Source organism: Psychrobacillus antarcticus, from assembly GCF_029533155.1.
Taxonomy (GTDB): Bacteria; Bacillota; Bacilli; order Bacillales_A; family Planococcaceae; genus Psychrobacillus; species Psychrobacillus antarcticus.
In genome coordinates this window covers 58,388-73,554 of sequence record NZ_JAIZDB010000011.1, presented here as the reverse complement: position 1 = coordinate 73,554, position 15,167 = coordinate 58,388, and the positions used below count along the sequence as shown (strand labels likewise).

Sequence of the window (15,167 nt, the reverse complement as noted above, 5' to 3'; positions counted from 1 at the left end):
AAGGGAGACTAGTTTCTCCCTTGCTGTTATATTATTATTTGAGGGAGTTTTTGTATGAAGCAAGCTTTACCATTCCAACTTTCAAAAGACCGTTCTTTCTTTGAATCATTAGGAGATTGGATGGGTGATGTGTTATATGATGAATTACCCGAGAAGGGTTTCGAGTGCCGCGATGAACAAATTTTCATGGCCTATCAAATTGAAAAGACGTTAAAAGAGAAAAATGTGCTATTTGCTGAAGCGGGAGTAGGTACGGGTAAAACTATTGCTTATTTACTTCCTGCTATTGCTTATGCTCGTTATACAGGTAAACCAGCATTGATCGCATGTGCAGATGAAACGCTAATTGAGCAACTAGTAAAAGAAGCAGGAGATATATTTAAGCTTCAAAACTATTTAGATATAAAAATAGATGTGCGATTAGCAAAATCTCGTGATCAGTATTTATGTTTAAAGCGATTAGAAGAAGCACAAAAAGATGATGAAAACGAATATTTTTTAGAAGAAATTGAAGACCAAGTTCCGGATTTTGTTTATGCTCATTCGTCTATGCAGAAAATATTTCCTTATGGGGAACGCAGTCAATTTGCTGGAGTGAGTGATGAGGATTGGCAAAAAGTTAACTATCATCCGACTCAACAATGTATGGTATGTGATGTACGAAATCGTTGTGGTCAAACAATTCATCGTCAGCATTATCGTGAATCTACGGATCTGATCATTTGCTCGCATGAATTTTTAATGGAGCATATTTGGACAAAGGAATCGCGTGTTCGTGAAGGGCAAATGCCTTTATTGCCAGATGTTTCAATGGCTGTTCTAGATGAAGGACATTTACTTGAATTTGCTGCTCAAAAAGCGTTGACATATGAAATTCAAAGTGAAACGCTTATTCGATTATTGGAAAAAGTAATGGTCGATGGTGTGAGAGAAAAAACATTAAATTTAATGGAAGTTATACAAGAATTACATGATAAAATTTTCGGCTTATTAAGGATTGGTAGTAATATGGAAGAAACTGATCGGATGAAGGTCGATAAATCTCCGGAATTAATGCAATTATGTAAACAGACAATCAAAGTAGCGGACAGCTTGCTAGAGGAATTTGTGTTCGAATCTGAGTTATATACAATTCCTGAATACGAACTCCGTATGGTAGAAGAATTTCTAGAGCAATATACATTCTCTCTTCGTTTATTTACCGAAAAAGGGGATGGCATTGAATGGTTAGAAATCATTGATGGTTATGAAACATTAATCATTATGCCAAGATTAGTTACGGATATTTTACATGAGAAATTATTTACTTCTAAAATGCCAATTGTCTTTTCCTCTGCTACATTATCTATAGAAAAAGACTTTACGTATATAGCGGATTCATTGGGAATTGAAAAATTCCAATCGTTCTCCGTTGCATCACCATTTGATTATGAAGAAGTGATGAAAATATATACAGAGGAAATGGAGCAACAGGAGAAACCTGATCATGTAGTGAAACTGTTAAATAATGCAATGCAAACACTTATTTTGTTTAAATCTAAAGTTGCGATGGCTTCCTTTAGAGCAACTTTAGGAGACCGAGCTGATATCGTCTTTGAAGGTGATCGTGAGCTTTCAACGATTGTGAAAGAATTCCAAAATGGCGAGTATTCCACTTTATGCTCATATCATCTATGGGAAGGTTTAGATTTACCATTAGAATCATTAACTAGAGTAATTATTTATGATTTACCATTCCCACCAGTAGATCCACTATTTGATGCAAAACGTTCTTTCTCAAACAATCCTTTTGAGGAAGTAGAATTGCCATTTATGCTCTTAAGATTACAACAAGGTATTGGACGTCTAATCCGTACATCTAGTGATTACGGGGAAATTCATTTATTGTTAAATGAAGAAGAAGCACAAGTAGAGAATAGATTTACAGGCGTACTGCCTACATCAATTTCGAAATGATTCAAGGGGGAAATGAGATGTCTATGGAACAAAACTTTTTAGATTATGTAAAGAAGATTGGTGCTTATCGAGAAGCTTTAGGGGTGCTTTATTGGGATATGCGTACGGGTGCGCCAAAAAAGGGTATCGATCAGCGTTCTGAGGTTGTTGGCGTACTTGCCACGGATGTATTTAATTTATCGACTTCAGACGAGCTTAAAGAGTTACTTGACCAGATGGAATTACAGCTGGATTCAGTAAACGAAGTAAGCAAACGTGTTTATGAAGAAGTAAAAAAAGAATATGATCTGAGTAAGAAAATTCCTGCTGATGAATATAAGAAATTTGTCATTCTTCAATCTAAATCAGAATCTGTATGGGAAGAAGCCAAGAACAAAAATGATTGGTCTATGTTCCAACCATATTTAACAGAAATGGTTGCTACTTTAAAGAAATTTGTAGAGTACTGGGGAGTTACAGATAATAATCCATATAATGTATTGTTGGACCAATACGAACCAGGTATGACCACGGATATTTTAGATCAAGTTTTTAGTGAATTAAGAGAAAAAATCGTTTCTTTATTAAAACGCATTTCAGCGTCCCCAAATCAACCAAATACTGATTTTTTGTTCCAAGCTTTTGATAAACAAAAACAAGAGTCATTTAGTTTAGATATACTCAAACAGCTTGGCTATGATTTTGACGCGGGAAGGTTAGACGAAACAGTACATCCTTTTGCGACAGGTTTAAATAGAGGAGACGTTCGAATTACGACTAAGTATGATGAGTTCGATTTCCGTTCTGCTGTGTTCGGTACCATTCATGAATGTGGTCATGCAATATATGAGCAAAATGTTGCTGAAGAGTTAACGGGCACACCTTTAGCAGGTGGAGCTTCTATGGGTATCCATGAATCGCAGTCGTTGTTTTTTGAAAATTTTGTTGGGCGTAATCCGAAGTTTTGGGAACAGAATTATGAAAAGCTACAAAGCTATTCCACTGAGCAATTCGGGGATGTTCCTATGGAGGATTTCCTTCGGGCGATCAATGAAGTAAAGCCTTCTTTAATCCGTATCGAGGCAGATGAGCTGACATATGCACTTCACATTATGATTCGCTATGAAATCGAAAAAGGATTGTTTAATGGAGATTTAAAAGTAGAGGATTTACCAGAGATTTGGAATGCTAAATATGAAGAGTATTTGGGTGTTAGACCAACTACGAACGCAGAAGGTATTCTACAGGATGTTCACTGGGCAGGGGCTAGTTTTGGTTACTTCCCATCTTATGCGCTTGGATATATATATGCATCTCAGTTTAAAGCAGCGATGCTAAAAGATATTCCCCAGTTTGATAGCTTGTTGGAGCAAGGCAATTTAGCACCTATCAAAGAATGGCTTACAAAGCATGTACATCAGTATGGAGCTCTTAAAAAGCCATTGGATATTCTTCAAGCTGCAACAGGTGAGGGGCTTAATGGAAAATATCTAGCTGATTACTTAGAAGAAAAGTATACGAGAATTTATAAGCTTTAAATAATATCTGACCCAAGCGATGAATATTGCTTGGGTCTTTTTTATAGCTATGTTAAATGATAAAGCTGAAAATAAACAAAATGAAAAAGGACCTATTTGGCCCTTTTAGCGTTTTTCATTCATTTAATTGTGAAATTAAGTTTGGAAATCACTTGTTTTTCAGGTTCATAATATTCTTCTTGAGTTTTGATTTCATCCAATATCACAAAAGTGCTTAAAACATATTCTCCATTATCCGCTTTTACAATTTCTTTGGTTTCTTGATTTAACAATTTCTTATTCCAAATAAACTCTTGTTCGATAGTTTCATTTGCACCTATTTCCACGAGAACATAATCATAGAAAGAACGCCCTTTGATGTTGGAAATGTCTTGTTTGTTTTCTGGACTCAACAATTGCCACTCCATCTTGTCTTTTTTTTCAACCATTACAGCAGATATTCCTTCTTCTGTATCTACTGGGATTGGTACAAAAATTTCTCGAGGCGAATCATTATGATTTGTTAAAATTACTTTTGCAATTATTTCATCATTTTGCGTGAATTCTTGTTTATTAATGGTTAAGTCTAATTCTATCCCTTCTATTTCATCGGATGCTGTGTTCTTTTCTGATGAACATGCTGATAGGATTAGCAGTGAAGTAAAAATTGATAAAATGAAATTCTTGTCCAAGTTCATCTCTACATCCTCCTTTATATTTGAGATTTTAATTCATTCGAAGCACTCCAGCCAATAACTCACCCTTTTGTCGAACGAAAGTATCTTAATATTCATACGTTCTTAATGAGTGATAAGTTTCAATAATTGGTAATAAACACCATGCTACTATCATTCTACTTATGGAACCAACTTCACTTCTAAGCTTCATAATATTTATCCAACTCTACGAATAGGAAAATATCTGTTCTCTAGTTATCCAAAAATGAACTTACCTGTTTCTAAAATTTGTAGATGGGCGACGGACAGTCAATAGCCATAAGATTCCCGAGAAAAAGGATGCTGGTCGTGACTTCAGTCACGACCAGCATCTATAAAATATCAAACGGTAATTATATAGCAATAAGTCTGTCCAAAGCCCTTCGAAAATAGTAGAAACAGGTTTAGATCCTAAAGAACTAGGTGCATTTTTCCTAGTTTTTAAAAATAAATGAGTATGTTAAAGGTAAAGGTTGATTTAAAATGCACATAATAAATGAACTGGGATATGTTCTCCAAGCTCATTTTATTTTGATGTCCTTTTTATTAAAGCACCACGTTAGTTTAATAAAGTAAATACAATAATCCATCCAACTTTTAAGCGTCTATGATGATAGGCGTTAATAGTTGCCCATATGGTAAACAATGTCCAATAAACAACGATACCTACTAAAAGTAAAATAACAGCCGTTCCTTCATAACTTTTTGATTCAATACTAACATGCCAGGTAGTGTTACTTTCACCATATCCCTTGTAAGTTAAAAACCCTGTATTATTCCAAATATTAAACGAGAGTTCTTCTCGAAAACTATATATTGGTTCAACGTGTTTATTTGAAGAAAATAATTTCTCATCATCGTATATGCTAATTCCAGTAATTCTTCCACTACTTTGTACAATTTCCTGAATATCAGTTTCAATTTGTTTTGGTATTCCTTCATTATCGCCTAAACTGTTAAGAAATCGAGAAGCAACTTGATTACTTTGATTCAAGTTACTTTTTTCGTTAGAAATTACAATACTAAAAATGACAATGGAAATCAAAAGAAATGCAATTGCTGTATAAAGTACCCGTTTCGCAAATGTTTTTTGTGCTTTAAATAATTGTTCTACAACCGAACGCATTTCTTTTTCTCCACCAAATCTTTCAATCGCAATTTCAATTGCTTCTTGTTCTGACTTTCCTTCTTCTTTTAGTTCATAAACAGCCTCTAACAAATGACTTTTCATTTCTGCCTTTAACTCTATTTTTTTATTTGCGGGTCACTTAATATTCTTTTTTTAAAAGATCTCATTTACTTATGGTATGGTTCACCTTACTTAATCTTAAACTTTTCAACAATACAATCCCTTTATTTAAAAAGATCAATTTTTTAATAAAATTAAACTACTCTTCTCAACTAAACCTGCGTACGTTAGTTTAAGTGTAACATTTCACATACAATAACATTTTATCGAAAAATCAACCCTTACATTTAACATAGCCAAATAAATATACCGTAGACATGACACCCAACTACACCTTGGGAAGAGGGGGAACAACAATGCATCTTCACTCTTTTTGTCATCGGATATTAGATATTGTATTATGTTGGATACATAAAAACTGGTTAGTCGAGAACATAGGTCTCTACTAACCAGTTTAATCTTTCATTCTATTTTATTGTTACCATAATTTATACCCTTTTGATCCTGGAGGAGCATTTTGGATTATATCGATAATTGGAACGGTATAAGCAAACAATATTAAAGCGATACAAATTGTTAGCCATATCTTCCAATTTTCCAACCACATTGGAGTTTTTTCGGCGTGCTCAGAAACCTCTCCAATTGGGAACTCTGTTTCACCTTTAGGCGCAAACCATAGTAGATTTGCCACAATATAGAGCACTAAAATGATACCGACAAAGAGGATTGTTCCTCCAACTGCTTGTGCAACTTGGTAAGGAATCCATTCCGTTGCTTGTTGTGCTCCACCATAAGTAGAGAAATCTGAACGACGAGGTGCACCCATTAATCCAACAATATGCATTGCACCTGACATGATCGTCATTCCAACTGACCAAATAATCGCTTGAATAATAGCTAACTTATTCATTTGTTTGGTCAGCACTCTACCAGTAAGATGGGGTATTAACCAGTAGGCAGCTCCAAAGAATGTTAAGACTACAGTTGTTGCCAGTGTCAAATGGAAATGACCTGTTACCCAAATCGTATTATGGATTAATTGATTCATCTGGTAAGATGCGTTAATAATACCACCAGCACCAGCTGGTATAAATGCGGCCATACCGATAAATGGAACTGTAAATCTAGCATCCTTCCATGGTAGTTTTTTAAACCATCCATATAGTCCTTTACCGCCTAATTGTCTACCACGTAATTCAAATGAAGCAAACATAGAGAATGCTGTTAATAAGGAAGGAATTACAACCATCATAGTTAATATTACCTGCAAGAATTTCCAAAACGAATCAATCCCAGGTTCTGTTAACTGGTGATGGAATCCAACGGGAATAGAGAACAGTAAAAATAACATAAAGGAAAGTCTTGCTAAGGCATCAGAGAAAATTTTTCCCCCAATAATTTTAGGAATTATTACATACCAAACCATATATGCAGGTAACAACCAGAAATAAACTAATGGGTGACCGAAATACCAGAACAATGTACGAGAAAGTAAAACATCCACTTTATCGACCCATCCTAATGACCATGGAATTAGTTGGAATACCACTTCCACAGCTACCCCTAAAGAACAGATAAGCCACATCGCCATATTGACGATTACCATAAATGATAAAAGGGGACTAGGTTGACCTGGATTTACTTTACGCCATTCAACGTACTTCATAATTTGTGCAATACCAGTTATCCATGATCCAACAACTACTAATGCCATACCCACATAAAAAATCCAATGGGCTTGAAGAGGAGCATAGAATGTATATAAAACAGAAGCTTCGTTAAGCAATACCATAATGGAAGCTGCAACTGTACCAGCAGTCATTACCCAAAAACCGATCCAACCGATTAAACGTTGCTTGTTTGTAAAAGTACCTGAAGTTCTACTCATCGCCGCAATTTGGAACCCTAATATAAAATAAGTTGTTAAAATAAGACCTAATAAAACACCATGAATAGTTAAAATTTGATAATAGCCAATTCCCCAAGGGAGAGTGAATTTACCAGAGCGAACAAGAACCTGTAGTAACCCACAAAGTCCTCCGATGAATAAAGCGATAAATGCTACATATATATGAGCAAGTGCTAGTTTACTATCACGTCGATCCACTTTTATTAAATCTTTTGCTTTTTCTTTAATCGTTGTCATTTACTCCACCACCTTTAACATTGACGTCATAGTAGAATGTCCTATGCCACAATATTCATTGCATAAGATTAAAAATTCACCAGGTTTGTCTGCAGTTGTTATATATTCCGACACATAACCAGGTTCTAGAATCATATTAATATTTGTTCCAGCTACTTGAAATCCATGAACCACATCTTTAGTTGTTGCTATAAACTTAACTTTAGAACCTAAAGGTACTTCGATTTCAGGTGGATTATAGAAAAATGCAGATGCTACTAGAACTACTTCATAGTCCCACTCTTCACCTGCTACCTTATGGACACCTGGTTTATTGAATGGTGCAATTTCATCAACTCGCTCAGGGTCGATATAGACTTTTCCAGTTGGGGGATGAGAACCATAATGAAATGCACTAAAACCTACTATAAATAAAAATAATACCAACGAGCTAATCCCAAAAGTTAGCCACCACTTTTCATACTTATGAATATGCATAAATCTTTAACCTCCATTTCAAATTAAAATCTGTCTACGAATAAGTAAAATGCCATGAACCAAGAAATTAATATAAATAAACCAACAAAACCAACGGAATATAGAGTACCTTTTAAATCTGAATCCTTTTCACTCTTTTTCGACATTTACTTACACCTCCTCCTATTTAATATGTATAGTTTCATAATAAATATAAAGCTTGCAAGAAGATGTGATAAATATCACACCAGCGTATGTAAACTGTGAAATATATGTGAAATATGGAAAATTACGAATGTCTTCAAAAAAATATAGGTATTTTTACATAAAAAAAGAACCTTCCTATTTATAAGGAGGCTCTATTAACTATTCGTCTATGGTTAAGATAATTGCCATATCACCAATATTCTCAATCACTACTGGAAGTTTAAAAGCGTGTTGAAAGCCATATAAACGAGTAGTACCGACAATAACAGTAGGAGGTGTTATATCAATTTCAACACCTTCGCTTGCAACGGAAGTACATATATTCCCTGCGATCATGTTCCCAAGCTCGCCAGTAAACGATTCGAGCATTTCACCCTCTAAAGGCATTCCAAACATTGTTGCTCCAATAGCAGAAAAGCTTTCAGCAGTAGAGTCAATTATTATTCGTCCTTTAATATCACCGATCATTCCAATCAGTACAGCCATTTCTTTTTGTTCGAATGGTTGAACCATCAAGGTAGGGGACTTTATTTCCATTGCTATTGGTATGACTGATTTTAACGATTGGATTGTTCCATTTAGTATAGTTTGAATATGTTTTGAAGCACTCATTACTTCCCTCCATCTAGTAAAGATGTATCAATTTTAACATGTAATATAGGAAAAAAGAATAGAAAGTGTAGAATTTTATAATATGCTATGTTATTATGTAAATGAGAATGAATATCAAATTCAGTTGAGAGGGAGATTTATATGTTAGCTATTTTCATTGGGTCCTCTATTGTAGTGTACAGCGGGATAACCGCATATATCTTAAAATCCATAGCACCGAAAGCCAAAATAATATGAATTATTGAAATGACTCCATTTGTTAATAAAAATGGAGTCATTTTTTCTTATGTTTATATTATGTAAAAAAATTAAATAAGGAGCAATCCCATTTTTCCTTCCTCTCCCATCACGAACAGGTGTAAACCGTTTATACTTCCATGTTTATAGAAAAAAATTAGCGGAATAAGACTCCATTGTGACTCATACCATTAAATGATGGGGAGGGATTTTAAATGGATGGGCGCAATGATGGGAAAAACAGCAAAGACGAGCAATTAGAAGCCTTTCGGGTAGATGACAAAGGCGAGAAACTTACAACCAATCAAGGGTTAAAAGTTTCAGAAGATGAATTTTCATTAAAAGCTGGTGTGCGGGGGCCAACTCTACTAGAGGATTTTCATTTTCGCGAAAAGGTAACGCACTTTGACCATGAACGAATTCCAGAACGGGTCGTTCATGCACGTGGTTTTGGCGTACATGGGGAATTTCAGTTATACAAAAACATGCAAAAGTATACTAGGGCGAAATTCCTGCAGGATACGTCCAAAAAGACTCCCGTATTTGTCCGATTTTCTACTGTAAATGGAGCCCGTGGTTCTGCAGATACAGTTCGGGATGCCAGAGGATTTGCGACTAAATTCTATACGGAAGAGGGAAACTATGATCTAGTTGGGAATAATATTCCTGTATTTTTCATCCAAGATGCCATTAAATTCCCAGATCTAGTGCATGCTTTCAAACCAGAGCCTGATAATGATATACCGCAAGCCTCAACTGCCCACGACACGTTTTGGGATTTTGTCGCAAATAACCAGGAATCTGCACATATGATTATGTGGATTATGTCAGACCGCGCCATTCCACGTAGCTTTCGGATGATGGAAGGATTTGGCGTCCATACGTTTCGTCTTGTCAATGAACAGGGGCAAGCACATTTTGTGAAATTTCATTGGAAGCCTGCATTAGGAACACATTCCTTTGTCTGGGATGAGGCCCATAAACTGACGGGCATCGATCCTGACTATCACCGTAATGACTTATGGGGTGCCATTGAAAAAGGGTTTTACCCGGTATTCGAATTGGGCGTTCAGATTCTTGCGGAAGAGGACGAATTCAGTCTGGGTTTCGACATACTGGATGCGACAAAGCTTTGGCCGGAAGAAGACATTCCAGTAATGATCATTGGAAAGATGACACTGAATCGGAATGTAGACAATTTCTTTGCTGAAACGGAACAAGTTGCGTTTCATTTGGGTAATGTTGTACCTGGAATCGATTTTACTAATGATCCATTATTACAGGGGCGCCTGTTTTCGTACTTAGATACTCAATTACTCCGTTTGGGCGGACCTAACTTTCATGAAATACCCATTAACAGACCGGTTGTACCGTTCCATAACAATCAACGGGAGGGCTTCCATCGCCAGACTATCAATCTCGGGAAAGTGAGTTATCACCGAAATTCTTTGGCTGGTGACACCCCGGCACCTGCAAGTGTGGAGGAAGGGGGATATGCCACGTATCAGGAAAAGGTAGAAGGCGTTAAAATTCGTGCTCGAAGTGAGAGTTTTGCGGACCATTTTTCTCAAGCCACCCTTTTTTGGAATAGTATGAGCCCACCTGAAAAAATGCATATCATTGAAGCATTCAGATTCGAACTAGGGAAAGTCAAAAGTGAATCTGTCAAACAGCAGGTGGTGGATATGTTTACCAATGTGAGTCTTGAATTAGCGACCGCCTTTGCGGTAAATGTTGGGGTAAATCCTCCTATAGGAGGCGGTTCGACCGTAACAAAATCCTCCCCAGCCCTTAGCCAAGAAAATACAACAAAATCAGAAATAACACGTAAGGTCGCTGTAATATTGACGGAGGGATTCAATGGCCCAGAGGTTAAATATGTGCTGGACAGCTTGATGAACGCAGGCATTGTGCCGGAAATTATAAGTGAAAATATTGGAACAGTGCAGGGGACAAATGGAGTTGAGGTAAAAGCGGAACATACCTTTCTAACTTCGAAATCGGTGTTATTTGATGCTGTCTATATGATAAGGGGGAGTGACAAAAACATAAAGTTCAACAAGGATGCAGCCTACTTCATTGATGAGGCATTTTCACACTATAAACCGATTGGTGCGACCGGTGAAGGCATCGAATGGTTGAAGGTAAATAATTTAGAAGGAAAACCGGGAGTAATCTCGGAAACAGACATGACAGTTTTTGTGAATGAACTTATTGAAGCGATTGCTGCCCACCGATTCTGGCAGAGAAAATTAGTTTGATTTGAATTAAATTAAATTTAATTAAATTGGTCATTTGTTTTGTTCTCCAATGTAGAGAGCTATGAATAGGATTATGACAATTACCGATAAAAGGAAAGGCTGATTGTGATGTAAGTCATGACCAGTCTTTCAATATTTCGCGGTAATAATGTAGCATCGTCAATTTGAAGCACTCCGGAAAATAGAAATAAATAGGTTTTCTCTTTATTATCAAAAGAGTCAAAGAATATTGTTATAGGCATATAAATTTTGCTATGATAGATGTATATTGTCGAATTATGAAGGAGATAAACTTTTACATGGAGAACTCAGAGGAATTACTAACGATCAAACAACAGAACGCATTACTTGCAACTATTTTCAAACAAAATAATGACGACGAACGTTATCGTAAATCTAAACTATTTGCTCAGAAACTGGAAAAAGGTACGTTTACTATTGCCTTTGCAGGTCATTTTTCTGCAGGGAAGTCGAGTATGATTAATGCTTTAGTTAATGAACAATTACTGCCAACTAGCCCAATACCTACATCAGCAAATATCGTAACGGTACAAAATACAGCAGAAAACTATGCGCTTGTTCACTTTGTAGATCAGCCACCAGTTAAGTTTTCAGGAGAATATGATATTCAGCTAGTAAAAAAGTATTCAAAAGATGGAAGTAAAGTTTCTCAAATTGAAATAGGACATGCTGTTTCAAGTCTCCCAGAAGGAATTACCATCATGGACACCCCTGGAGTAGATTCGACCGATGATGCACATCGTATTTCGACTGAATCTGCCTTGCATATAGCTGATATTGTTTTTTACGTAATGGATTACAATCATGTACAGTCAGAGTTAAACTTTCAATTTACGAAGCAGCTACTACACTATAATGAAAATGTATATTTAATCGTAAACCAAGTAGATAAGCATAGAGAGGAAGAACTACCTTTTGCATCTTATAAGCAGTCAGTAGTAGATGCCTTTCAATCATGGTCTGTTGATCCGAAAGGAATATTTTATACAAGCTTAAAAAATAGTGATTTCATACATAATGATTTTCCACAGGTTCAACAAATAGTGACTAGCTCTATTGAAAACAAAGAGGATTATTACCTTACATTAGCTCAAGCTACATTAGAAAAGTTAAAAGATGAGCATTTACATTTTTTAGAGGATGAAAAAGCAGCGTGTTTTGAAACCTTTGAGAGTCAGCTGAGTGAAGAGGATTGGAACAACAAAGAAGATATTATAGAACAATTGGAGCTTGCTCAAACACAAGTAAAGCTTCAAGATGTCACTCTTTGGAAAAAAACATTTGAAGAACTTCGTAAAAATATACTAGAAAATGCTTCAATTATGACGTTCGAAATGCGTGAAGCTTTAAAATCTTATGTGGAGAGTAAGCAATCTAATTTTAAAGTTGGTTTTTTAGGGAGTAAAAAGAAAACAGAAGAAGAAAGATTAAGAAGGCTTAACGAAATTATTAGTTTGTTAGAAAAGATTATATCCACTAATATTACAACGCATATGAAATTATTGATGAAGCGCATGCTAAAAGACGTTTCTTTATTGACCGAAGAAAAAATTTCTCAAATCGATGATATCCAATTTAATATTTCTACTAGTATTATCGATAATTCTTTACATGACGGAGCAAGTACAACCGGTAATGCAATCTTGAATTTTGCCAATCGAGTTACAGAAGCTGTCAATCGGTATTACATTAGTCAAACGGATGAATGGAAAGAAGAAAATATACTTTATATTGAAGGAAATCCCATTGAAGATGAAGACCAAATAGAATCAAAAACAAATGAGCTAAACGAAAAAAAATTAGCTATACAAGCTTTAGAAGAAATAGATACACGGATAGAAACATTTGAAAAAACAGTTTCAACACCTTCTTTGCCATTTAGGAAGGATCGAGATAACTTATTAAAAAATTGGGAACAGGAGCGGCTTCAATTTGAAAGCTCTATTACAGATTATGATGAACAAGAGCATACAACGGAGCAACCAATTGAAAATAGAGAACTAGTAGAAGAAGTTAGAGATGATGAAGTTCTTCTTTCCGCTGAGGCAGTAGTGAATCGTGCGAAAAGAATTGGAGAAGTATTAGCAGAATTACCAGCGTTTGAAGAGGCAGCTCGGACGATTAAAAGAAAAGCATTGCGAGTAGAAAATCAACAATTTACGATTGCATTGTTTGGTGCATTTAGTGCTGGAAAATCGAGCTTTTCAAATGCTTTAATGGGTGCAAATGTGTTGCCGGTTTCACCTAATCCTACAACAGCCGCTATTAATAAGATCCATCCTGTATCAAAAAAACATTTGCATAATACGGCTGATGTTGTGCTTAAATCGGAGGCACAAATTTTAGAGGATGTGGCTCATGCGTATGAACAGCTTGGAATAACTATCCATTCATTAGAGGAAGCGTTTGAAAAAGCTAGTTCTGTTATGAATGAGAAGGTAGTAGAAGAGGTACACAAATCTTTTGTTACTGCCTTTTATAAAGGGTATCCAACATTTAAGGGACAACTAGGAAACGTTCTACACGTTTCAGGAGATGAATTTGGACAATTTGTTGCAGATGAATCGAAAAGCTGTTTTGTAGATTTCATTGATTTTTATTATGATTGTGAACTAACTAGGTTAGGCGTGACACTAGTAGACACTCCTGGAGCAGACTCGATTAACGCGAGACATACAGGTGTAGCTTTTGACTATATTCGTAATGCAGATGCAGTATTATTTATTACTTATTTTAATCATGCATTTTCTAAAGCAGACCGTGAGTTCCTTATTCAGCTAGGGCGAGTTAAAGATGCTTTCGAGTTAGATAAAATGTTCTTTGTAGTAAATGCAATCGATTTGGCAGACTCAGAAGAGGAAGCGAATCTAGTAAAGCAATATGTTCAAGATGAACTACAACGATTTGGTATCCGTTTTCCTAGAGTATATGGAGTATCAAGCTTACAAGGTTTAAAAGAGAAACTCGATGGATTATCAGTGCATGAGGGAATGCAACAATTTGAAGAATCATTTCATCGTTTTCTAGAAAAGGATTTAAAGCAGATTTCTATTTCTGCTCTCGAAGAGGAAGCGACTCGTCAACAATCGAAATTACTAGGCTTAATAGAACAAACGGAAGCAAATCTTGCGCGTAAAGACCAACGTTTGATAGAACTTCGAAGCCAAGAACAAAATATTCGTAAACGATACACAAGTTCTAAATCTACACAAATTGCAAAAGATGCAAGACAGGAACTAGATACACTGCTATACTACGTGCTACAGCGTGTGTATTACCGTTTTAATGAGTTCTTTAAAGAATCGTATAATCCATCGTTATTTGCAAATAACTCTTCTACTGTTGCATTGGATCTTGCCTTAAAAGATATTCTTAAAATGATTCGTTTCGATATCGAACAAGAAATGCGTGTTTCAAATTTTCGAATTCTCCAGTATATTCAACAACAAATTATTCAATTGGAGAAAGAGGAAATACGCGTACTTAAAGATTGGAATACAAGCTTCACCTTTAGTCCACATGAAGTCATGAAGAGAGAACTACTGGATTTTGTAGGACCTTTTGGAAGCATAGCTAAATATGAGCATGTGAAATCATCTTTCAAAAATTCTAAGAGCTTTTTTGAGAACAATGAAAAAGAAAAACTGCGTGATGTCCTATCTGATGAATCGAAAGTGGAGGCAGATGAATACTTAACGAAACAAAAGGAACGTCTAGGTAATTGGATTGAGCAATATTCGGATATTGAATCAGAGGCTTTACGATTGAAGCTTCTGCAAGAATCGATTACTCAAATTGATGCGGAACGAAAATTATTAGAGCAGGAAAAAACACTTCAAATGTGGAAACTAGTATACGCACGACTATAAA

At 35.7% G+C, this 15,167-nt stretch carries 10 protein-coding genes; 4 read left to right on the top strand and 6 right to left on the bottom strand.

Annotation, left to right across the window (positions count from 1 at the left end):
• Positions 1–54 precede the first annotated feature (54 nt).
• Together LDK52_RS07780 and LDK52_RS07775 are read left to right on the top strand one after the other, a co-directional pair.
• Complete coding sequence (locus LDK52_RS07780; protein WP_277585389.1) at positions 55–1,956, top strand: ATP-dependent DNA helicase; 1,902 nt, start codon at positions 55–57, stop codon at positions 1,954–1,956.
• A gap of 17 nt (positions 1,957–1,973) precedes the next feature.
• Positions 1,974–3,473 carry a carboxypeptidase M32 gene (locus tag LDK52_RS07775; RefSeq protein WP_277585388.1) on the top strand — a complete coding sequence of 500 codons (1,500 nt, stop codon included), beginning with the start codon at positions 1,974–1,976 and terminating at the stop codon, positions 3,471–3,473.
• A gap of 119 nt (positions 3,474–3,592) precedes the next feature.
• Here LDK52_RS07775 and LDK52_RS07770 read toward each other — a convergent pair whose 3' ends face one another.
• From LDK52_RS07770 to LDK52_RS07745, 6 genes are all read right to left on the bottom strand, one after another.
• A complete protein-coding gene (locus tag LDK52_RS07770; RefSeq protein WP_277585387.1) occupies positions 3,593–4,150 on the bottom strand; it encodes a hypothetical protein in 558 nt (185 codons plus the stop codon).
• A gap of 577 nt (positions 4,151–4,727) precedes the next feature.
• Positions 4,728–5,399 carry a permease prefix domain 1-containing protein gene (locus tag LDK52_RS07765; protein WP_407081799.1) on the bottom strand — a complete coding sequence of 224 codons (672 nt, stop codon included), beginning with the start codon at positions 5,397–5,399 and terminating at the stop codon, positions 4,728–4,730.
• A gap of 436 nt (positions 5,400–5,835) precedes the next feature.
• Positions 5,836–7,503: a b(o/a)3-type cytochrome-c oxidase subunit 1 gene (locus LDK52_RS07760; protein WP_277585386.1), complete on the bottom strand. Its 1,668-nt coding sequence runs from the start codon at positions 7,501–7,503 to the stop codon at positions 5,836–5,838.
• Positions 7,504–7,980 (bottom strand): cupredoxin domain-containing protein, encoded by a 477-nt coding sequence (locus LDK52_RS07755; protein WP_277585385.1) that lies wholly within the window; start codon positions 7,978–7,980, stop codon positions 7,504–7,506.
• Between the two features lie 23 nt (positions 7,981–8,003).
• The gene (locus LDK52_RS07750; protein ID WP_277585384.1) at positions 8,004–8,126 is read right to left on the bottom strand and encodes a cytochrome c oxidase subunit 2A; all 123 of its coding nucleotides are present in this window, start codon (positions 8,124–8,126) and stop codon (positions 8,004–8,006) included.
• A 199-nt stretch (positions 8,127–8,325) separates the two neighbouring features.
• Entirely contained in the window at positions 8,326–8,778 is a 453-nt protein-coding gene (locus LDK52_RS07745) for a chemotaxis protein CheX (RefSeq protein ID WP_277585383.1), read from the bottom strand.
• 452 nt (positions 8,779–9,230) lie between these two features.
• Between LDK52_RS07745 and LDK52_RS07740 the strand changes: the two genes are divergently transcribed.
• Both LDK52_RS07740 and LDK52_RS07735 read left to right on the top strand, forming a co-directional pair.
• On the top strand, positions 9,231–11,276 hold the full coding sequence (locus LDK52_RS07740) for a catalase (RefSeq protein ID WP_277585382.1): 2,046 nt from the start codon (positions 9,231–9,233) through the stop codon (positions 11,274–11,276).
• Positions 11,277–11,575: 299 nt separating this feature from the next.
• Positions 11,576–15,166 (top strand): dynamin family protein, encoded by a 3,591-nt coding sequence (locus tag LDK52_RS07735; protein WP_277585381.1) that lies wholly within the window; start codon positions 11,576–11,578, stop codon positions 15,164–15,166.
• Position 15,167 lies beyond the last annotated feature (1 nt).